The organism is Streptomyces purpurogeneiscleroticus (assembly GCF_020024005.1).
Lineage (GTDB): Bacteria > Actinomycetota > Actinomycetes > Streptomycetales > Streptomycetaceae > Streptomyces > Streptomyces purpurogeneiscleroticus.
Map to the genome: position 1 here is coordinate 14,422 of NZ_NHSG01000324.1, position 21,220 is coordinate 35,641.

Below are 21,220 nucleotides of genomic sequence, written 5' to 3' on the forward strand. Positions count from 1 at the left end.
GTGCGGATGATCACGCCATACGGAGGTTCCCTCCGACTACCGTCCGGGCAGACATCCGGGGCACCTCTGCGCCGTCCGGGCACCTCTGCGCCGTCCGGGCACCTCTGCGCCGTCCGGGCGCCTTCGCGCCGCCCGCGCCTCACAGGTACTCCGCGTACGCGTCGAGCGCCCGCAGCACCTCGCCCTCGCCCGCCGCCGGCAGCTGGACCACCACCTCGTCGATGCCCAGCTCCTGAAAGTGCGCCAGCTTCCCGGCCGAGGGCCGCACGCCGTACGGCACGACCACCGGCTCCCCCTCGCGCCCGGCCTCGGCCCACACCCGGCGCAGCTCCGGCAGCGCCTCCGTGAGCCCGCGCCCGCCGATCGGCAGCCAGCCGTCCGCGTACTCCGCGGCGTGCGCGAACAGCGTGGGCCCGGCCCCGCCGCCCACCAGGATGCGCGGCGCGCCCTTCACCGGCTTCGGGTACGCGTGGCTCGCCCGCACGGAGCCGAAGGCCCCCTCGTACGCGGTGGGTTCGTCCGCCCACAGTGCGCGCATCAGCGCGATCCGGTCCCGGGCGAGCGCCCGCCGCGAGGACCACTCCACCCCGTGGTCGGCGGCCTCCTCCACGTTCCAGCCGAAGCCGACGCCCAGTGTGAACCGGCCGCCGGAGAGGAAGTCGAGTGTGGCGACCTGCTTCGCGAGGCCGATCGGGTCGTGCTGGGCGACCAGCGTGATGCCCGTGCCGAGCGCCAGCCGCTCGGTGACGGCCGCGGCCTGGCCGAGCGCGACGAACGGGTCGAGGGTGCGGCCGTACTCGCGCGGCAGCGGCTCGCCCATCGGCGCCGGGGTGTCGCGGGAGGCCGGGATGTGGGTGTGCTCGGGCAGGTACAGCCCGGCGAACCCGCGCTGTTCCAGCTCGCGGGCCAGCCGCACCGGCCGGATCGTCTCGTCGGTGAGGAAGATCGTGGTGCTGATTCGCATCCGTAACACCTCCGTGCAAGGCGGGCACTCGCATGGCGCACGGTCACCGTATGCCCTACCGTGCGAGGCCGATCACATACGTACGGGGGATTTCATATGCGTGCCACACCTGCACGGAACACGGGCGCACGGAAGACGGTCGCGCGGAACGCGCTGGCCACGATGGCGCTGATCGGCGCGGTCGTCGCGGCGCCCACGGCGGCGTACGCGGCCCCGGCAGTCACGGGCGGCTCGCACGGCAGCAGTAGCAGCAGCGGCGGATCGGGCTCCGGTGGCGTGTCCAAGACCGGCTCCAAGGGCAGCAGCTCCGGCGGCTACCACTCCTCCGGCAGTTGGAGCGGCTCGAACGACTCCAGCCACGGCGGCGGGGTGCCCTACTGGTGGGTAATCGCCCTCGTTGTCGGGGGAGGCGGCCTCGTCTGGCATTTCGTCCGCGGCCGCGCCCGCAGCAGCGACTGACCGCCCGCCCGCGGCCACTCACCCGCCCGCACCCGTTCCCCTCGCCGTCACAGCGGCGTACAACGGTGTCGCGCGTGAGAGCGATGACGTCCGGAGGCAGGGGGCACGGATGGAGCGGCGTGACGTACTGAGGCTGACGGCTGTCGCGGGGGCCGCGGGCGTGCTTACGCTCGATACCGTGAACTTCGCCGGCGCAGCGGACCGCCCGGACGGGGACGGCTCCCGCCGGGAGGAGACCCGTACAGTGCGGGGCCACCTCCCCACCGGCGCCCCCGACTACGTGTACCTCCCCGTCGACGTCCCGGACGGCGTGCGCGAACTCGCCGTCTCCTACACGTACGACAAGCCGGCCGTCCCCGTGGGGACCAACGGGAACGCCTGCGACATCGGGCTCTTCGACCAGCGCGGCACGGTCCCGGGCGGTCCGGGTTTCCGCGGCTGGTCCGGCGGCGCCCGCACGGAGTTCTTCGTGCGGGCCGACGACGCGACGCCCGGCTATCTTCCAGGGCCTGTCGGGCCCGGCATCTGGCACATCGCGCTCGGCCCGTACACCGTCGCCCCGCAGGGGATGACCTACGAGGTCACCGTCACCCTGCGGTACGGCGCGCCCGGCGAGACCCCGAAGCCGGTGTACCCACCGCAGCGGGCCAAGGGCCGCGGCCGCGCCTGGTACCGCGGCGACAGCCACCTGCACAGTGTCTACTCCGACGGGAAGCGCACCCCCGCGCAGATCGCCGCGCTGGCCCGCGCCGCGGGCCTGGACTTCATCACCACCACCGAGCACAACACCACCTCCGCGCACCGCGCCTGGGAGGGCCTGTGGGGCGACGACCTCCTGATCCTCACCGGCGAGGAGATCACCACCCGTAACGGGCACGTCGTGGCGATGGGCACGGACCCCGGCGTCTTCATCGACTGGCGTTACCGCGCCCGCGACAACGCCTTCGGCCGGTACGCCCGCGCGATCCGCCGGGCCGGCGGCCTGGTGATTCCCGCTCACCCGCACGCCACCTGCATCGGCTGCAACTGGAAGTTCGGGCTGAACGAGGCCGACGCGGTGGAGGTGTGGAACGGCCCGTACACGCCCGACGACGAGGTCACGCTCGCCGAGTGGGACAACACGCTCGTCGCCCATGCGCAGGGCCGCGGCGACTGGCTCCCGGCCGTCGGCCACAGCGACGCGCACCGCGACCCCGACGTCGTCGGCCTCCCGCAGACGGTCGTCCTCGCCGAGGATCTCTCCCGGCAGGCCATCCAGTCCGGCATCCGTGCCGGGCGGGTATGGATCGCCGAGTCCGCGAAGGTCGAGCTGGCGTTCTCGGTCACCGGCGGGCGCGGCGAGCACGCGGGCATCGGCGAGCGCCTCCGGGTGGACCGTGCGTCCCCGGTGACCGCCCGCCTGGAGGTGTCAGGCGCCCCCGGCTGCACGGTCCGCTTCGTGACCGATCAGGGGCTGCGGTACACGGCCGCGCTGCCCGCGTCCGGCGCCGGCACGGTCAGCTGGAGGACCACCCCCGACAACGCCGCGTACGTACGGGCCGAGGTCCGGCACCCGGCGACCGCCGAGGGCCTGCCGGGCTCGATGGCGGCCCTCACCAATCCGGTGTTCCTCGGCCGGCCCTGACCGGCCCGGGAAGGCGCTACGGGGCCCGCAGGGCCCCGTGCGCTCGGATCAGGCGTCCGTCCGGTCAGTCCTCGACGACCAGGGCCGGGGTGCTCCGGGTAAGCACCTCGCCCCGGAAGAACGCCGGGCTGCGGCGCTGCATCACCAGCATGATGACCAGGCCGAGGGCGAGGAGGCCGACGCCGATGACGAAGACCGAGCCGATGCCGAAGACGGAGCTGCCGGTGCCGTAGGCCGGGTCCCAGATGTCGATGAGGGTCTTCACGAAGACGCCGGTGAGCAGCAGGCCGCCGAGGAACGGGAAGACGCCCTTGAAGACCATGTCGCGGGCGGAGTTGCGCAGCTCGGCGCGGAAGTACCAGGCGCAGGCGAAGGCCGTGATCGCGTAGTAGAAGCAGATCATGAGGCCGAGGGCGTAGATCGTGTCGACGAGGACGTTCTCGCTGAGGAAGGTCATCACGGCGTAGAAGGCGCCGGTGGCGATGCCTGCCGCGACGGTGGCCCGGCCCGGGGACTGGAAGCGCGGGTGGATGCGGGCGAAGGAGGCGGGCAGCGCCTCGTACGTCGACATCGCCAGGACCGTGCGGGCGACCGGGATGAACGTGGTCTGCAGGGAGGCGGCGGCCGAGGCGAGCACGGCGACGAAGAGCAGCACGCCGAGGGCGGAGCCCATGACCGGCCCGGCGAGGGCGGCGAAGACGTTGTCGGAGGTGTCGGGGTTGCCCAGGCCCAGGCCCTTGGTGCCGACGCCGGAGAACATCTGCGCGGCCACCGCGGTGGTCAGGTAGCAGCCGATGAGCACGACCATGGCCAGCATCGCGGCACGGCCGGGGGTCTTCTCGCTGCCCGAGGTCTCCTCGTTCACGGTGAGGCAGGTGTCCCAGCCCCAGAACATGAAGATCGAGAGGGAGAGTCCGGCGGTGAAGGACGCGAAGGACTTCACCTCGAAGGGGTTCATCCAGGACCACTGGAAGTCGATGGAGCCGGTGAAGTCGCCGGTCCTGGCCTTCACGACCGCCATGGCGACGAAGACGACCAGTACGGCGAGCTGCAGGCCGACCAGCGCGTACTGCAGGCCCTTGGTGGTGGTCACGCCGCGGTAGCTGATCGCGGTGGCGATGGCGACGAAGGCCAGGCAGGTCAGGACGTGGACGGGCTTGTTGCCGTCCAGCGCCGCTATGGAGTCGCTGCCCGTGAGCTGTCCGAGGAGGAGGTAGAAGAAGGAGGTGGCGACGCCGGCGAGGTTGGAGAGCACGATGATCGTCGCGATCACCAGGCCCCAGCCGCACATCCAGCCGACGCGCGGCCCGAACGCCTTCACCGTCCAGGTGAAGGAGGTACCGCAGTCCGGCACGGCCTTGTTGAGCTCGCGGTACGCGAACGCGACCAGCAGCATCGGCAGGAAGCCCGCAAGGAAGACGGCGGGCATCTGGAGGCCGACCTCACCCACGGTGGGACCGAGGGTCGAGGTGAGGCAGTAGACGGGGCCGACGGTGGACACACCGATGACGGCACTGCCGAGCAGGCCGACGGAGTTACCGCTGAGGCCCTTGCTTCGGGTACCGCCCGATGCGTCGCCATTGACGCTCGTCACCGTGTCTCCGGCCGGAAGCCGGGGGTCTACCTGAACCATGAACAGGACGTTAAGCCCTGCTGTATTCGTATCCGGATGATCGAACTCCGCAGCCTGAACCTTGCATGCGAAGGGGAATCAAGAAGAGCGCCTATCAATCAACAGGCTTCATGCGCGCATCACCACGTAACAGCAAGGTCCAATAGTTGAGAACCGGATTACGGGAACCGCAGCCGTGTCCGTTTTGATGGCATTCAAAATTTTCCCTCGGCTGTCCGCTATCCGGACTCGGCGGGCCTTTGTACCGCTCACCCAGGCCATCCGTACGGCTCACCCGGGCCAGACGAGCGACTGGAGTTCGCTGTACGCGCGCAGGGCGTAGGAGCCGACGTCGCGGCCCACGCCGCTCTGTTTGAAGCCTCCGAAGGGGGCCTCCATGTTGCGGCCCACGGTGTTGATGCCGACGCCTCCCGCGCGCAGCCGGCGCGCGACCCGGAAGGCGCGGGCCACGTCGCCGGACCAGACGTAGTCGATCAGTCCGTACTCGCTGTCGTCGGCGAGCGCGATGCCCTCCTCCTCGTCGTCGAAGGGGAGGACGGAGACGACCGGGCCGAAGATCTCCTCGCGGACGACGCGCATGTCGGGGGTGCAGTCGGCGAAGAGGGTGGGGGCGACGTACCAGCCGCGGTCGAGCGCCGGCCGCTCGCCGCCGGTGACCAGCCGGGCGCCTTCCTTGCGGCCGAGCGCGACGTACGCCTCGACGCGGTCGCGGTGCGCCGCCGAGATGACCGGCCCGACGACCGTGTCCTTGGCGCGCGGATCGCCGACCTTCAGGGCCCCGGCGTACCGCGCGAGCCCCTCGACCAGCCGCTCGTACACGCCGCGCTGGGCGAGCACCCTCGTAGGCGCGGTGCAGATCTGGCCGCTGTAGAAGGAGAAGGTGGTGCCGATGCCGGCGACGGCCGCCGCCAGGTCGGCGTCGTCGAAGACGAGGGCTGCGCCCTTGCCGCCCAGCTCCATCAGCCGGCGTTTCATGCCGCGGCCGCACACCTCCGCGATGGCCCGGCCGACCGCCGTACTGCCGGTGAAGCTGACCATGTCGACGTCCGGCGCCTCGACCGCCGCCTCGCCCGCTTCGGGGCGCGAGCCGGTCACCACGTTCACCACGCCCGGCGGCGCCCCGGCCGCCGCCAGGGCCTCCGCCATCCGGAAGACCGACAGCGGGTCCTGCGGCGCGGGCTTGACGACGACGGTGTTGCCCATGGCGAGGGCGGGCGCGATCTTGCCCGCCGGGTTGGCCCAGGGGTTGTTGTAGGAGGTGATGCAGGTGACGACGCCGACCGGCCGCCGGACGGCGAGCGCGCCGAGGACGCCTGCCTTGCCCATCGGCCCGGCCTCGTTGATCTGCGGCGGCAGGGGCTCCTCGACCGGCTCCAGGGCGCCGCGCGCGTACCGGTCGAAGCGCGCGGCGCCCACCGCGACCTGCATGCCGCGTGCGGTGGCGGTGGTGGCGCCGGACTCGGCGCGGGCCAGGTCGGCGTACGGCCCGGCGCGGTCCCGGATGATCTCCGCGGTACGGGCGAGGATCCGGGCGCGCTCTTCGGGGGCGGTGCGCGACCAGCTCTCGAACGCCTCACGGGCCGCCGCGGCCGCCGCGTACACCTGTTCCCGGCTCGCCTCGGGGGCGAGCCCGACGACCTCCTCGGTGGCCGGGTCGGTCACCTCGTAGTGGCCCAGCTCCGGGGCCACCCACCGGCCCCCGATGAACAGCCGCTCCTCCCCCGTCACCGGGTGCTCACCGTCTCGGTGTCCCGCCCGGAGCGCAGCACCGTGCCCGGTACGGCCCCGGTCAGCACATCGTCGCGCAGGGTCTGTACGCCGTTGACGCGTACGCTCACCACGCCCAGCGCCCGCGAGTCGAGCCGTGGACTGTCCCCGGGCAGATCGTGGACGAGGGTGGCGGGCCCCGCGTCGATCCGTTCGGGGTCGAAGAGGACCAGGTCGGCGTGGTACCCCTCGGCGATCCGGCCGCGGTCGCGCAGCCCGAAGAGGCGCGCCGGGTCGTCGGTGAGCATCTTCACGGCGCGTTCCAGGCCGACGAGCCGGCGCCCGCGCAGGCAGTCGCCGAGGAAGCGGGTGGTGTACGGCGCGCCGCACATCCGGTCCAGGTGGGCGCCCGCGTCGGAGCCGCCGAGGAGGACGTCCTCGTGTTCCCAGGTCTCCCGGCGCAGCTCCCAGCTGGCGGGGTCGTTGTCGGTGGGCATGGGCCACAGGACGGTACGGAGGTCGTCGGCGGCGCAGATCTCGACGAGGCAGGTGAAGGGGTCCTGGCCGCGTTCGGCGGCGATGTCGCGGACGACGCGGCCGGTGAGCCCTTCGTTGGCGGCCGAGTAGGTGTCACCGATGACGTACCGGTCGAAGTGGGCCAGCCGCCGGAAGACGCCCGCCTCCTTGCTGTTCGCGCGGCGCAGCATCTCCTCGCGTACGGCCGGGTCGCGCAGCTTGGCGAGGCGTTCGGGCACGGGAAGGCCGAGGATGTCGCCCCAGCCCGGGATGAGGTTGAGGGCGCAGAAGGTGCCCAGGGACATGTTCATGGGGGTGAGGATGGGCATGGTGAGGGCGACGATCCGGCCGCCTTCCTTGCGCGCCCGTTCACTGGCGAGGAGCTGGCGCGGCACCCGTTCCGGTACGGCCGCGTCGATGGTGAGGACGTTCCAGTTCAGCGGCCGTCCGGCGGCTGCGGACATGGCGACGAACAGGTCGACCTCGGCGTCCGAGAACTGGTCGAGGCAGCCGGCGACGATGGCCTCCAGCTGGGTGCCTTCGTGGTCGGCGACCGCGCGGGAGAGGGCGAGCAGTTCGTCGGGGCCGGCGTGCCGGGAGGCGACGGGCGCACCGTCGCCGTCGGAGTGCGAGGAGGACTGGGTGGTGGACAGGCCCCAGGCGCCCGCGTCCATCGCCTCGTGGAAGAGGCGCAGCATTTCCTGGAGCTGCTCGGGGGTGGGCTGTCCGCCGATGGCGTCGGCGCCCATGACGTGGCGGCGCAGCGCGCAGTGGCCGACCATGAAGCCGGCGTTGACGGCGGTCCGGCCGTCCAGCGCGTCGAGGTACTCACCGAAGGTGTGCCAGTTCCAGGGCGCGCCCTCCTCCAGCGCGACCAGGGACATGCCCTCGACCTTGCTCATCATCCGCCGGGTGTAGTCGGCGTCCTCGGGGCGGCCGGGGTGCAGGGGTGCGAGGGTGAAGCCGCAGTTGCCGCCCACGACCGTCGTCACGCCGTGGTGCATGGACGGGGTGGCGTAAGGGTCCCAGAAGAGCTGCGCGTCGTAGTGCGTGTGCGGGTCGATGAAACCCGGTGCGAGGACGAGTCCTTCGGCGTCCTCGGCCGTACGGGCCGGTTCGGCGACCGCGCCCGGCTCGGCGAGTACGGCGATGCGGCCGTCCCGGATGCCGACGTCCGCGGCGTACGAGGGTGCGCCCGTGCCGTCCACGACGGTCGCGCCCTTGATCAGGTGGTCGAGCATGGTGCCGGTACTCCTCTCAGACGCGGGTGGTCAGCCGGCCGCCCGGCGGAAGCGCGTGGTGCGGTGCACCGGGTCCGTGTCGATCTTCGGGATGACGTGCTCGCCGATCAGCTCGATCGTGGTGAGGGTGTCCTCGCGGGAGATGCCGACGGGCAGGCCGAAGGAGAGCTGGTCGGCGCCGGCCTGTTCCCAGCGCTTGCACTGCCGCAGCACCTCGTCCGGGTCGCCGCAGATCATCAGCTCCTCGGCGATCAGCAGCTCGATGAGCTCCTCGGTGTACTCGGGGAGGAGGTCGGGCCACTCCGGTATGCCCTCGGGCCGCGGGAAGGTGTCGTGGTAGCGGAAGAGCAGGGACTGGAGGTAGTTGAGGCCGCCGTTGACGGCGATCTCTACGGCCTTCTGGTGCGTCTCGGCGCAGATCGCGGTGGAGGTGACCATCACGTTGTCGTTGACGAACGCGCCGACCGGCTCGGCGTCCTTGACCGCCGACTTGTAGGACTCCAGGACCCATTCCATGTCGGAGACCTTCTGGACGCTGAAGCCGAGGACGCCGAGGCCCTTCTTGGCGGCCATGGCGTACGAGGAGGGGGAGCCCGCGGCGTACCACATGGGCGGGTGGGCCTTCCCGTACGGCTTGGGCAGGACCTTGCGGGGCGGCAGCTCCCAGTGCTTGCCCTTGAAGCCCACGTACTCGTCCTGGAGCCACATCTTGGGGAACTCCGCGATGGTCTCCTCCCAGAGCTCCTTGGTGTGGTTCATGTCGGTGACGCCCGGCATGAAGCCCAGGATCTCGTGGCTGCCCGCGCCGCGCCCGGAGCCGAACTCGAAGCGTCCGCCGGAGAGGTGGTCGAGCATGGCGACCTTCTCGGCGACCTTGACGGGGTGGTTGACCGGGGCGAGCGGGTTGAAGATGCCGGAGCCGAGGTGGATGCGGTCGGTGGCGTGTGCGAGGTAGCCGAGGAAGACGTCGTTGGCGGAGAGGTGGGAGTACTCCTCCAGGAAGTGGTGCTCGGAGGCCCAGGCGTACTTGAAGCCGGAGCGGTCCGCCTGGATGACGTACTCGGTCTCCTCGATCAGTGCCTTGTGCTCCGCCTCGGGGTCGGCCTTGGCGCGCGCCGCCGGGACGTATCCCTGTACAAAGAGCCCGAATTCCAAGGGGTCTGCCCTCCCTGATCATCTGACGCAGCGTCAGATCGGATGCCGCCGACTGTCCCACCGGCGGCCGGACCGGTCAATACCTGATGGCGCGTCAGAACCGCTTCAGAAAAGGCTGACGCCCGCCAGCCACCCGCCGTCCACGACGAACGGCTGCCCGGTGATGTACGAGGAGTCCGCGCAGGACAGGAAGAGCGCCAGGGCCGCGACCTCCTCGGGCCGGCCGGCGCGCCCCATCGGCACGAGCTTCCGGTAGAGCGCGTCCACCGCCTGCTGGGACGCGGCCGGGTCGGCCGCCGGGTCGAGCGCGGCCGGGTTGGTCATCGGGGTGTCCACGGCGCCCGGGCACACCGCGTTCACCCGGATACCGCGGGGCGCCAGCTCCAGCGCGGCGACCCGGGTCAGCCCGAGCACGGCGTGCTTGCTCGCGGCGTAGGCGCCGACGAGCGCCATGCCGGTGAGGCCGGTGTACGAGGCCGTGTTGACGATCGTGCCGCCGCCGGCCGCCGCGATCTCCGGCGCGACGGTACGCATCCCGAGGAAGCAGCCGACCTGGTTGACCTGGACGACCTGCTGGAACTCGTCGAGCGGCGTCGCGACCAGCTCGTTGAAGCGGAGGATCCCGGCATTGTTGACCAGCCCGTCGATCCCGCCGAAGGCGTCCTTGGCGGCGGCCACGGCGGCCGTCCAGTCGTCCTCGCTGGACACGTCCAGATGTACGTACAGCGCGGCCTCATCGCCGAGCTCCGCCGCCAGCGCCCGGCCCTGCCCGTCCAGCACGTCCGCGAGGACGACCCGGGCACCCTCGGCCACGAACAGCCGCGCCTCCTGCTCCCCCTGTCCGCGTGCGGCGCCGGTGATCACGACGACCCGCCCGTCGAGCTTGCCCATGCCTGCTCCCTCGGTGCGCATCGGTACGCCTCGGTACGCCTTGTGTCGGTTCAACTGGTGAGCAGCGGGGCCACGTCCGTCCCGAAGGCCGCCATCTGATCGGTCAGCTCGGCGCGGCTGCGGCTGCGGAAGCGGATCTGGAGCTGGTGCACGCCGATGGCCGCGTACTCCCGCAGCGAGGCGGCGATACGTTCCGGCGGGCCGGTGAGCGTCCACTTGCCGGTGTCCCAGCCGGGCTCCCCCACGTACAGCGGCTCGGCGATCGCGCCGATCACCAGCGGCTCGCGCACGCCCGCCTTCTCGCGCAGCGCCCGCAGCCTGGCGATCTGCCCGGGCAGCCGGTCCCTGCGGTCGCCCTGCGGGAGCCAGCCGTCGCCCCGCTCGGCGGCCCGGCGCACGGCGGCGGGTGAGGAGCCGCCGACCCAGAGCGGCGGGCGGGGCGTCTGTACGGGCCGCGGGGCCTGGCCCAGCCCCTCGAAGGAGAATCGTTCCCCCGCGAACACCGGGAACTCCTCGGGTCCGAGGGCCGTTTTCAGAGCGTCGACCGTCTCGTCCAGCACGGCCCCCCGCCGCTCGAAGTCCACCCCCAGCGCCTCGAACTCCTCCTGTACGTGCCCGGCACCCACGCCGAGGATCAGCCGCCCCTCGGAGAGCCGGTCCAAGGTGGCGTACTGCTTCGCCGTGAGCAGTGGATGCCGCAGCCCGACCACGGCGACATGGCTCAGCAGCCGCACGCGCTCGGTCACGGCCGCGAGATGCGCGAGCGTGGCCACCGGGTCGTACCAGACCGTGCTCATCGCCCCGGCCAGCCGGCGCGGGATCGCCACATGCTCGCAGCACGCCACATAGGCGAAGCCGTGCCGGTCGGCGGCCATGGCGATCTCCACAAGATCGCGCGGCCCGGCCCCCGCCTCCCAGGACTCGGCGTACAGCGTGCTCTGCGACTGGACGGGCAGCTGCATGCCATACACGAGCCGGCCCGGCTCCGGCGCCCACACCATCAGGCCCCCGCCCCCGCCCACAGGCCGTCCGCCGTCAGGCCCAGCAGCTCGATGGCGTTGCCGCGCACGATGCGCTCGACGACGTCCGGGGCCAGGTGGCCCATCTGGGCCTCGCCTACCTCCTTGGACTTCGGCCAGGTGGAGTCGGAGTGCGGGTAGTCCGTCTCGTACAGGACGTTGCCCACCCCGATGGCGCCGAGGTTCTGCAGGCCGAACGCGTCGTCGAAGAAGCAGCCGTGGACGTGCTGGGCGAAGAGTTCGGAGGGCGGCCGGTGGACCTTGTCGGCGACGCCGCCCCAGGCGCGGTTCTCCTCCCAGACCACGTCGGCGCGCTCCAGGATGTACGGGATCCAGCCGATCTGGCCCTCCGCGTACATGATCCGCAGGTTCGGGAAGCGGTCGAACTTGCCGCTCATGAGCCAGTCGGTCATCGAGAAGCAGCAGTTGGCGAAGGTGATCGTGGAGCCGACGGCGGGCGGCGCGTCCGCCGAGGTGGACGGCATCCTCGACGACGAGCCGATGTGCATGGCGATGACCGTGCCGGTCTCGTCGCAGGCCCGCAGGAAGGGGTCCCAGTAATCGGTGTGGATGCTGGGCAGGCCGAGGTGCGGCGGGATCTCGCTGAAGCAGACCGCGCGCACGCCGCGCGCCGCGTTGCGCCGCACCTCCTCGGCCGCCAGCTCCGCGTCCCACAGGGGAATGAGGGTGAGCGGTATGAGCCGGCCGCGCGCCTCGGGGCCGCACCACTCCTCCACCATCCAGTCGTTGTACGCACGCACGCCCAGCAGTCCCAGCTCACGGTCCTTGGCCTCGGTGAACGTCTGGCCGCAGAAGCGCGGGAAGGTGGGGAAACAGAGGGCGGACTGGACGTGGTTGACGTCCATGTCCGCCAGCCGGTCCGGGACGCGGTACGAACCGGGACGCATCTGTTCGTACGTGATCCCCTCCAGTCTGATCTCGTCCCGGGAGTAGCCGACCGCGGTGTCCAGTCGGGTCAGCGGGCGGTGCAGGTCCTCGTAGATCCACCAGTCGGCGAGCGGGCCGTCGTCGCCCGGTGCGCCCATCTTCGGGGCGAACTTCCCGCCCACGAAGGTCATCTCCCTCAGGGGCGCACGCACCACGCGCGGCCCGGTGTCGTGGTACTTGGCGGGCAGCCGGTCCCGCCAGACGTGCGGCGGCTCCACCGTGTGGTCGTCCACCGAGATGATCCTGGGAAAGGTCTCCGCCGCGTCCGGCGCCGGGGCGCCCGATGGCTGTGTGGTTGCCGTGTCCATCGCCATGTGCCTCACGGTAGCGCCGAACTGACGACCCGTCAGCTATGCCGTCGACCGCTCTTCGGCTACAAAGAAGCGGACGGCCCTCCTCCGGGGCCGTGGTAACGCCCGCCGGATCACAAGAGAAGGGATTGTGCACAGACCTGACCCCTACTGACGCAGGGGCCGCCGACAAGGCAGACTGGCCGATGCGAACGAGATGCACAGGCAGGGGGACACCATGGACGAGAGTCCGGGGCAGGGGCCGCGGCAGCTCCGCTTCACCGTGCTCGGTCCTGTACGGGCCTGGCGGGACGGCACCCCGCTCGCGGCTGGCACCCCGCAGCAGCGCGCCCTGCTCGCCGCCCTGCTGCTGCGCGGCGGCCGCACCGCCACCGCCGCCGAACTGGTCGACGCCATCTGGGGCGACGAGCCCCCGCACGCCGCGCTCGCGGCGCTGCGGACCTACGCCTCCCGGCTGCGCAAGGCGCTGGGCGACGACGCGGACGCGCTGGTCAGCGAGTCCGGCGGCTACGCCCTTCGCTCCGGCCGGCCGGACGCGCTCGACCTCGACCTGGACCGCGCCGAGGCACTCGCGGCCGAGGCCGAGAAGGCCCGCGCGAGCGGCGACCGCTGCCGCGCCCGTGACCTGCTGGATGCCGCCCTCGTCCTGTGGAACGGCGAACCGCTGGCGAACGTTCCCGGCCCCTACGCGGAGAACCAGCGCACCCGCCTGGAGGAGTGGCGGCTCTCCCTCACCGAGACCCGCCTCGACCTCGACCTGGACCTCGGCAACCACGCCGAGGCGGTCTCCGAACTGACCGCCCTCACGGCCGCCCACCCCTTGCGTGAACGGCTCCGCGAGCTCCTCATGCTCGCGCTGTACCGCTCCGGACGGCAGGCCGAAGCGCTGGCCGTCTATGCCGATACCCGCCGTCTGCTCGACGCCGAACTGGGCGTCGACCCGTGCGCCTCGCTCGCCGAACTGCACCAGCGCATCCTGCGCGCCGACGCCGGCCTGGAGGCGCCCAGCCCGCCGCCGGAGGAGGAGCGCGCCGGCGCGGACCCCGCCGTGCTGCGCCCCCAACAGCTCCCGGCCACCGTCGCGGACTTCACCGGGCGCGCCGCGTTCGTCGCGGAGCTCGGCCAGCAGCTCGCCACGGCCGAGGGCAGCGTCATGGCCGTCTCCGCGCTCACCGGCATCGGCGGCGTCGGCAAGACCACGCTGGCCGTCCATGTGGCGCACGCGGCGCGCGAGCACTTCCCCGACGGTCAGCTCTACGTCGACCTGCAGGGCGCGGGCCACACCCCCGCCGAGCCGGAGGCCGTGCTGGGCGCCTTCCTCCGCGCGCTCGGCACACCGGACTCCTCCATCCCCGACGGCGCGGAGGAGCGGGCCGCGCTGTACCGCTCCACGCTCGCCGGGCGCCGGGTGCTCGCGCTGCTGGACAACGCGCGGGACGCCGCCCAGGTACGGCCGCTGCTGCCCGGTACGGAGGGCTGCGCCGCGCTGATCACCAGCCGCGCGCGCATGATCGACCTGGCCGGCGCGCACCTCATCGACCTCGACGTGATGAGCCCCGAGGAAGCCCTCACCCTCTTCACCCGCATCGTCGGCGAGGAGCGGGTCGGCGCCGAGCGCAAGGCCGCCATGGACGTCGTCGGCGCCTGCGGCTTCCTGCCGCTGGCCATCCGTATCGCCGCCTCCCGCCTCGCCTCGCGCCGCACGTGGACCGTGTCCGTACTGGCCCGCAAGCTCGCCGACGAGCGCCGCAGGCTGGACGAGCTGCGCGCCGGCGACCTGGCCGTGAAGGCTACCTTCGAGCTGGGTTACGGGCAGTTGGAGCCGGCACAGGCCCGCGCGTTCCGGCTGCTGGGGCTGGCCGACGGGCCGGACATCTCCCTCTGCGCGGCCGCCGCGCTGCTGGACATGGACGTCGACGCGGCCGAAGAGCTGATCGAGTCCCTGGTCGACGCCTCGCTCCTCGAATCGGCGGCCCCCGGCCGCTACCGCTTCCACGACCTGGTCCGGCTCTACGCGCGTGCCTGCGCCGAGCGCGACGAGCACCCGCCCTCCGAGCGCGCCGCGGCCCTCTCCCGGCTGCTGGACTTCTACCTGGCCTCGGCGGCCCGGATGTACGCCCTGGAGCGCCCCGGCGACCGCCTCGTGGACCACATGGAGCACACCAGCTATCCGGGGCTGGCGTTCGAGGACCGCGCGGTGGCGCTGGAGTGGCTGTTCAGCGAGGCGGGCTGCCTGCTGGCCTGCGCCCAGCAGTCCACCGGCGCCGACACCGTGCGCCGCGCCGCCGATCTGCTCCTGCTCACCAAGGACCTGGCCGAGTCCGGCGCCGACGCGCGCCAGCACGACCAGGCCAATACGACGCTGCTCGCCGCCGCCCGCGCCCTCGGCGACCAGCACGCCCAGGCCCGTATCCACACCTCGCTCGCCTACATCCGCACCCTGGCCGGGCGGCTGGACGACGCCGACGAGCACGCCAAGTCGGCGATGCTCCTCGGGCTCGCGACGAACGACCCGATCTCCTCGTCCTACGCGCCCAACGACCGCGGCATCATCGCGGGCGCCCAGGGGCGGCACGCGGACGCCGAGGCGTACCTCAGCCAGGCGCTGATCGCGTTCCGCGACGACCGCAACCAGCAGTCCGAGGCGAGCGCGCTGTGCAACCTCTCGCGGGTCCACCTGGACACCGGCCGGGTGGACAGCGCCATAGGGCTGGCCGAGGAAGGCGTCGCGATCTACCGCAGAATCGGCGCCACCCGGCGGCTCGCCAACGGGATGTACGCGCTGGCGCTCGCCTTCACCGCGGCCGGGCGCCTGGAGGACGCGGCACAGCAGTTGAACGCCGCGCTCACCATCTTCCAGGACAGCCGGCAGCCGTTCTGGGAGGGCATGACGTACTTCCGGCTGGCCGAGGTCGATCTCGCGGGCCAGCGCCCGGCGCGCGCCGCCAACTACGCCGAGCAGGCGCTGACCGCGCTGCGCGGCGTCGGCGGCGAGCTCTGGCGCGCCAACGCGCTGACCACGCTGGGGCGTGCGCTGAGCCAGGTCGGGCACACCGGGCGGGCCCGGGTCTGCTGGCAGGAGGCGCTGTCCAGTTACGAGCGCCTCGGAGCGGCGGAGAGCGCCCAGGTGCAGCAGCTCCTGGCGCCGGCCGCGGTCGCCTGACCGGCTGTCACCGAGCGGCGCTGAGACCGTCACCGGGGGCCGGTGAGACCGTCCCCGGTAGCTCGGCGACACCATCGCCGCAGGTCAGCGAGGTAATCGTCGCCGTTTATCGATCGTTCATCGCGGCGCGTCACTCTTCTACGTACCGAACCGCCGCCTCGGGGGGCAAGCGGCTCGGTGACGCGGCCCCACCGTAATGGTGTTCGGCCTGGTCCATCCGTCCGGCGACCCACGGGGGAGTCGCCGGGCGGTGGACCGCAAGCGCCCATACACAGGAGTTGATCACTGTGAACACCGAGAAGAAGGCTCCGCAGACCGACGACCAGGACATCATCAAGCCGCTCGACAGCCACCGGCCGATCATCGGTGACGAGCTCGTCACCATGGACAGCCACCGGCCCGTCATCGGCGACGAGGTACTGGCCGCGCAGGAGGGCCAGCGGCCGGTTGCCGGCGACGGCACGATCGCGCCGCAGGACAGCCACCGGCCGATCGCCGAGCCGAAGCTCGAACACTGATCACGCGCACGGCCCGCTGAGCCACCACCCGGGGGATCGCAGGGGCCGGCCTCGACGGCACGGAGGGGATGCCGTCGAAGCCGGTCCCTGCGGCGTGTCCGGACAGCGTCCGGGCACTCGGTACCCGACGACTACCTGACGCCCCGTCAGCTCACTGCTACAGTCGCGCCACATCCCGTTCCGTCCCGCCCACCGCCGGGAGGCGCGCCGTGTATGAGTCCGGTCGGATACGTACGCTCTGGGAGCTGGTGGAGTACCGGGCCGCCGCGTCGGCGGACGCGGTCATGTTCTACGAGCCGGACGGGCGGACGGTCACCTTCGGGGAGGCGCGCGAGCGGGCGCTGCGCGCCGCGGCCGGCTTCCGGGAGCTGGGCATCGGGGCCGGGACGCGGGTCGCGTGGCAGCTGCCGACCCGGGTCGGCACGGTGCTCGCCTCGCTCGCGCTGGCCCGGCTGGGCGCCGTGCAGATACCGATCGTCCATCTGCACCGGGAGCGCGAGGTCGGGTACGTACTCGCCGCTTCAGACGCGGAGTTCGTGCTGGTACCGGGGGTGTGGCGGGACGTCGACTTCACGGCGATGGCCCGCAAGGCGGCGCCGGACGGGACGCGGGTGATCACCGTGGGCGGCGGGGCGGGGCTCCCGGACGGCGACCCGGCCACGCTCCCCGGCTTCACCGCGGACCAGGAGCGGGGCGGCTGGATCTACTACACCTCCGGGACGACGGCCGCCCCGAAGGGCGTGCGGCACACGGACGCCTCGCTGATCGCGGGCGGCGTGGGCCTGGCGACCGCGCTGGAGATGTCGGCGGCGGACATCGGGTCGATCGCCTTCCCGTATGCGCACATCGCCGGGCCGGACTACGTCATCGCGATGCTGGTGAGCGGCTTTCCCGCGGTGGTGGTGGAGACGTTCGCGCCGGGCGCTGCCGCGGACACGTACGCCCGGCTCGGTGTCACCATGGCGGGCGGCAGCACCGCCTTCTACCAGGCATTTCTGGAGGAGTCTCGGCGGCGCGGGCACGACGGGAAGCTGATCCCCTCCCTGCGGCTGCTGTCCGGCGGGGGTGCGCCGCTGCCGCCGGAGCTGTACTTCGAGGCGGGCCGCGAACTGGGGTGCGCCGTGCTGCACGGGTACGGCATGACCGAGTGCCCGATGATCGCGATGGGTACCCCGTACGACACCGACGAGCAGCTGTCGCGGACGGTGGGGCGGCCGGTGGCCGGCGCCGAGGTGCGGATCGCCGGGCCGGACGGGCGGGCGCTGCCGGCCGGGGAGCCGGGCGAGGTGACGCTCAAGGGGCCGATGGTCTGCCAGGGGTACACGGACCCGGCGCTGACGGCCGCCTCGTTCGATGCGGACGGCTGGTTCCACACCGGTGACCTGGGGTTTCTACGTACGGACGGACACCTCGTCCTGACCGGGCGGCTGAAGGACATCATCATCCGCAAGGGTGAGAACATCTCGGCGCAGGAGGTCGAGGATCTGGTGCGGGAGCATCCGGCCGTGGCGGAGGCGGCGGTCATCGGACTGCCGGACCGGGAGCGCGGGGAGCGGGTGTGCGCGGTGGTCACGCTCGCGGAACCAAGCCGACCGGCGCTTACCCTGGGGGAGTTGACGGGCCATCTGCGGCAGGCCGGGCTGATGACGCAGAAGCTGCCGGAGCAACTGGAGATCGCGGCCGAACTGCCGCGCGGCGGACCGCTGGGCAAGGTGCTGAAGGGCGCGCTGCGGGAGCGGTATGCGGACCGGTCGGACCAACTCGCGGGGGGATAGACGGACTTGCCGCTCGGCGAGTCAACTGGTGGGTGCTTCACGGTAGTTCACAAGTGAGGCGCGACATTCCGGGTGTATCCGGCGTGACCGCGGGTAAAGCGGAGTGATCTTGTCCGACACGGAATTTCGCTTTCCCACTCAGCCGTGCAAATGGTCACTCCGTGGGTAACATCGCGGCGGCGATCACGTGTTCGTTCGATGTCGCCAAGCCACCCCCCACACGAGGACCTCGATGACTTCCATACCGGCGACACTGTTGTGGTGCCTGAGCGCGGGAACGGCCGCCGCGGTGGTGATGATCCTCTTCCTGGTCCGGGCCCGGCAGGGAAGTCAGGCCCTGCGCCGACACCTGGCCACGGCCGAGGCCCGCGCCACCGCCGCCGAGCGCGGCCACGCCGAGCTCGCCGCCCAACTCCGCGCCACGGAGGACGAACTCCGGCACCTCGCCGAGGCCCGGCTGCCCGACCTCGCCACCTCGCTGGCCCACCCGCACGTCGCCGTCCGCGGGCTGCGCGACCCCCGCTTCACGGGTACCGACGTGGACCGTTCGCTGACCTCGGCGATGGACCAGCTCACGCAGGCGGTCGCCAAGGAACGCACCAGGGTCGACGAGGCGGCGCAGGCCACGATGCGCGGCGCCACGACCACCATCCAGGCGCTGCTGTACCGGCTGCAGACGCTGCTCCAGGAGATGCAGCACCGGTACGACGACCAGGCCGTCGCGCAGGACCTGCTGCAGGCCGACTTCCTCAACGAGCAGGCGTTGCGCCGGGTGCAGACCACCGGCGTGGTCTGCGGCGCCTGGCCGGGGCTGACCCGCGACGACTCGCACCTCGCCGACCTCGTCGTCGGCGCGATGTCGCGGCTGCGCGGGTACGAACGCATCCAGGTCAGCAATCTGCTGCGGGACCCGGTGGGCGTGGCCGCGCGCGCCGTCGAGCCGGTCGCCATCGCGCTCACCGAACTGCTGGCCAACGCGCTGCACCACTCCCACCACGAACTGCCCGTCGTCGTCACGCTCCAGCAGGGCAACCGCGGCGCGTCCGTCATCGTCGACGACTACGGCATCGGCATGCACGCCGATGAAATCGCGTACGCGACGCGGCTGCTGAGCGGTGGGGATCAGGTGCTGTTCACGGAGCTGGGCGACCCGCCGAGGTCCGGATTCGCCGCCGTCGGGCAGCTGGTGCGCCAGTACGGCTTCACGGTGCACGTCGAGTCCTCGCCGTACGGCGGCGTCCGGGCCGTCGTGTACATCCCGGGCGATCCGCTGCTGACGCTGCTGGACGAGACGACACAGCCGATGTCGGCGATGGCGCCGTTGCCGCCGCAGACGATGCGGGCGCATTCGACGCCGCTGGGGGTACCGCAGGGCATGGCACAGACCGCGTCGCAGGGCATGGCACAGGGCACGTCGCTGCCGGAGCAGGAGCCGATCGCGGGGGCGTCTGCCGCGTCTGCGGTCGGCTCCGCGTCGGTGGGTGCGGCGGAGCACACGCCCGCTCGTGCGCCCGAGCGCGAACCCGTCCGTACGCCGGAGTCCGGGTCCGCTCGTATGCCCGAGTCCGAACCCGCGTACACACGGGAGCCCGAAACCGCGTACACGCCGGAGTCCGGGACCACGCACGCGCCGGGCTCCGGCCCCGCGCCCGCGCCCGCGCCCGACGACGGCCTGCCGCGTCGCCGGCGGCGCCGGCCCGTCGGTGAGCCCGAGCGCCCCCTCCCCCGTACGGAACCCGTCGCCGAGCGCAGCCCGCAGGAGTCCGCCACCCGCTGGGCCGCCCTGCAGAGCGGCACCCTCTCCGGGCGGGCCGAAGCCGAGTACCGAATTCCGCGCCCCGAAGGGAACGACCAAGGATGAGCACCCCTGTCCGCCGCCGCGTCACACAGGACCAGTCCTGGGTGCTGGCACCGCTGCTGGAGCTGCCGCACGTCCTGCACGCGGCCGTCATCTCCGGCGACGGCTTCATCGAAGGCTCCTCCCCCGGCCTCGCCCGCGAGGCCGCCGAGGGCGTGGCCGCCATGATGTCGGCGCTGCAGGGCGCGGGCCGCGCCGTGACCGCCGCGTTCGCCGGCCAGGACGACGCCCGGCTGCGGCAGACCGTCGTGGAGTCCGCGGAGGGCTGGGTGATCGCCATCCCGGCCGGCGAGAACACCTGCCTCGCGGTCTTCGCCGGTCCTGACGTCAACATGGGCGTGGTCTCCCACCAGATGCAGGTCCAGGTCGCCACGCTGGGCGCGAAGGCGATGGGCTCGCCGCCGCGGGAAGCGGGTTCGCCCGCATGACGCCCCGCCAGAGCAACCGGCGTCTCGTACCGGCCTATCTGGCGACCGGCGGCCGCGCCCGCCCCAGCCGCAACACCCTGGACCGGCTCTCCGTGCTGTACGGCGCGACCGTCACCGCGCCCGCCGGGCTGCGCCCCGAGGCGCTCCGCGTCCTCGCGCTGCTGCGGCCGGGCGCGCTGACCGTCGCCGAGACCGCGTCCCACCTGCGGCTGCCGGTCAGTGTCGTGAAGGTACTGGTCGCCGACCTCGTCGACGCCGGGCACCTGCACGCCCGTTCCCCCATCCCCGAAGCCGAGCAGATCGACCGGCAGATTCTGGAGAGGGTCCTCGATGGACTCCGCACTCTCAAGTCCTAGCGCAGCACTCGCGGGCCCCGGCGCGGCGGGCGGCACGCACAGCGCCGCCGAGGGCGCCGACGCCGGCGCCATGTACCTGTCCGGTACCGACCAGACCCTGGTGAAGCTGCTGGTCGCGGGACCCTTCGGGGTCGGCAAGACCACGTTCATCCGGGCCCTGTCGGAGACCCCGCCGCTGCACACCGAAGAGGTGATGACGCAGACCGGCGCGTTCGTCGACGACCTCGCCGGGGTCCGCGAGAAGACCACGACCACCGTCGCCATCGACTTCGGACGGATCACGCTCGCGGGCGACCTGGTGCTGTACCTCTTCGGCACGCCCGGCCAGAAGCGGTTCCGGCCGCTGTGGCAGGACATCGCGCGCGGCGCGGTCGGCGCGCTGGTGCTGGCCGACACCCGCAGGCTGGCCGACTCCTTCGAGGTCATGGACATCATCGAGGAGGCCGGGCTGCGTTACGCGGTGGCGGTCAACACCTTCCCCGACGCCCCCGACCACTCCGTCGAGACCCTGCGCGACCACCTCGATCTGCACGAGGACACCCCGCTGGTGCTGTGCGACGCCCGCGACCGCGATCAGTCGCTCGACGCGCTGATCGCCCTCGTCGGCCACGTCCTGGACCACACGCCCATGGAGAACCCGTGACCTCCCCCCAC

17 protein-coding genes are annotated in these 21,220 nt (G+C 72.2%); 9 read left to right on the forward strand and 8 right to left on the reverse strand.

Annotated features, from left to right (window positions below):
* Positions 1 to 139 precede the first annotated feature (139 nt).
* On the reverse strand, positions 140 to 964 hold the full coding sequence (locus CCS38_RS21155; protein ID WP_223734882.1) for a TIGR03619 family F420-dependent LLM class oxidoreductase: 825 nt from the start codon (positions 962 to 964) through the stop codon (positions 140 to 142).
* Positions 965 to 1,060: 96 nt separating this feature from the next.
* Between CCS38_RS21155 and CCS38_RS21160 the strand changes: the two genes are divergently transcribed.
* The gene (locus CCS38_RS21160; RefSeq protein ID WP_223734883.1) at positions 1,061 to 1,423 is read left to right on the forward strand and encodes a hypothetical protein; all 363 of its coding nucleotides are present in this window, start codon (positions 1,061 to 1,063) and stop codon (positions 1,421 to 1,423) included.
* A 109-nt stretch (positions 1,424 to 1,532) separates the two neighbouring features.
* Positions 1,533 to 3,047 carry a CehA/McbA family metallohydrolase gene (locus CCS38_RS21165; RefSeq protein ID WP_223734884.1) on the forward strand — a complete coding sequence of 505 codons (1,515 nt, stop codon included), beginning with the start codon at positions 1,533 to 1,535 and terminating at the stop codon, positions 3,045 to 3,047.
* Positions 3,048 to 3,111: 64 nt separating this feature from the next.
* On the opposite strand, the gene CCS38_RS21170 is transcribed toward CCS38_RS21165, so the two are convergent.
* The 7 genes from CCS38_RS21170 to CCS38_RS21200 form a co-directional block, all read right to left on the reverse strand.
* Positions 3,112 to 4,680 (reverse strand): APC family permease, encoded by a 1,569-nt coding sequence (locus CCS38_RS21170; protein WP_223734885.1) that lies wholly within the window; start codon positions 4,678 to 4,680, stop codon positions 3,112 to 3,114.
* Positions 4,681 to 4,950: 270 nt separating this feature from the next.
* Complete coding sequence (locus CCS38_RS21175; protein ID WP_223734886.1) at positions 4,951 to 6,408, reverse strand: aldehyde dehydrogenase family protein; 1,458 nt, start codon at positions 6,406 to 6,408, stop codon at positions 4,951 to 4,953.
* Positions 6,405 to 8,144, reverse strand: coding sequence for an N-acyl-D-amino-acid deacylase family protein (locus CCS38_RS21180; RefSeq protein ID WP_223734887.1), 1,740 nt, complete (start codon positions 8,142 to 8,144; stop codon positions 6,405 to 6,407). The genes CCS38_RS21175 and CCS38_RS21180 overlap by 4 nt, the downstream gene beginning before the upstream one ends.
* A 30-nt stretch (positions 8,145 to 8,174) precedes the next feature.
* A complete protein-coding gene (locus tag CCS38_RS21185; protein WP_223734888.1) occupies positions 8,175 to 9,299 on the reverse strand; it encodes an LLM class flavin-dependent oxidoreductase in 1,125 nt (374 codons plus the stop codon).
* 105 nt (positions 9,300 to 9,404) lie between these two features.
* A complete protein-coding gene (locus CCS38_RS21190; protein ID WP_223734889.1) occupies positions 9,405 to 10,190 on the reverse strand; it encodes an SDR family NAD(P)-dependent oxidoreductase in 786 nt (261 codons plus the stop codon).
* Between the two features lie 50 nt (positions 10,191 to 10,240).
* Complete coding sequence (locus CCS38_RS21195; RefSeq protein ID WP_223734890.1) at positions 10,241 to 11,191, reverse strand: LLM class F420-dependent oxidoreductase; 951 nt, start codon at positions 11,189 to 11,191, stop codon at positions 10,241 to 10,243.
* Complete coding sequence (locus tag CCS38_RS21200) at positions 11,191 to 12,465, reverse strand: amidohydrolase family protein (protein WP_223734897.1); 1,275 nt, start codon at positions 12,463 to 12,465, stop codon at positions 11,191 to 11,193. The genes CCS38_RS21195 and CCS38_RS21200 overlap by 1 nt, the downstream gene beginning before the upstream one ends.
* A gap of 220 nt (positions 12,466 to 12,685) precedes the next feature.
* Between CCS38_RS21200 and afsR the strand changes: the two genes are divergently transcribed.
* The 7 genes from afsR (at position 12,686) to CCS38_RS21235 (ending at position 21,209) form a co-directional block, all read left to right on the forward strand.
* A complete protein-coding gene (gene afsR / locus CCS38_RS21205; RefSeq protein WP_223734891.1) occupies positions 12,686 to 15,631 on the forward strand; it encodes an SARP-family global regulator AfsR in 2,946 nt (981 codons plus the stop codon).
* Between the two features lie 287 nt (positions 15,632 to 15,918).
* A complete protein-coding gene (locus CCS38_RS21210) occupies positions 15,919 to 16,149 on the forward strand; it encodes a hypothetical protein (RefSeq protein WP_030263080.1) in 231 nt (76 codons plus the stop codon).
* 209 nt (positions 16,150 to 16,358) lie between these two features.
* Positions 16,359 to 17,924 (forward strand): class I adenylate-forming enzyme family protein, encoded by a 1,566-nt coding sequence (locus tag CCS38_RS21215; protein WP_223734892.1) that lies wholly within the window; start codon positions 16,359 to 16,361, stop codon positions 17,922 to 17,924.
* A gap of 232 nt (positions 17,925 to 18,156) precedes the next feature.
* Positions 18,157 to 19,785 carry an ATP-binding protein gene (locus CCS38_RS21220; RefSeq protein WP_223734893.1) on the forward strand — a complete coding sequence of 543 codons (1,629 nt, stop codon included), beginning with the start codon at positions 18,157 to 18,159 and terminating at the stop codon, positions 19,783 to 19,785.
* A complete protein-coding gene (locus CCS38_RS21225) occupies positions 19,782 to 20,210 on the forward strand; it encodes a roadblock/LC7 domain-containing protein (RefSeq protein ID WP_223734894.1) in 429 nt (142 codons plus the stop codon). The genes CCS38_RS21220 and CCS38_RS21225 overlap by 4 nt, the downstream gene beginning before the upstream one ends.
* Complete coding sequence (locus tag CCS38_RS21230; RefSeq protein ID WP_223734895.1) at positions 20,207 to 20,566, forward strand: DUF742 domain-containing protein; 360 nt, start codon at positions 20,207 to 20,209, stop codon at positions 20,564 to 20,566. The genes CCS38_RS21225 and CCS38_RS21230 overlap by 4 nt, the downstream gene beginning before the upstream one ends.
* Before the next feature lie 70 nt (positions 20,567 to 20,636).
* The gene (locus tag CCS38_RS21235; protein WP_031051120.1) at positions 20,637 to 21,209 is read left to right on the forward strand and encodes a GTP-binding protein; all 573 of its coding nucleotides are present in this window, start codon (positions 20,637 to 20,639) and stop codon (positions 21,207 to 21,209) included.
* Positions 21,210 to 21,220 lie beyond the last annotated feature (11 nt).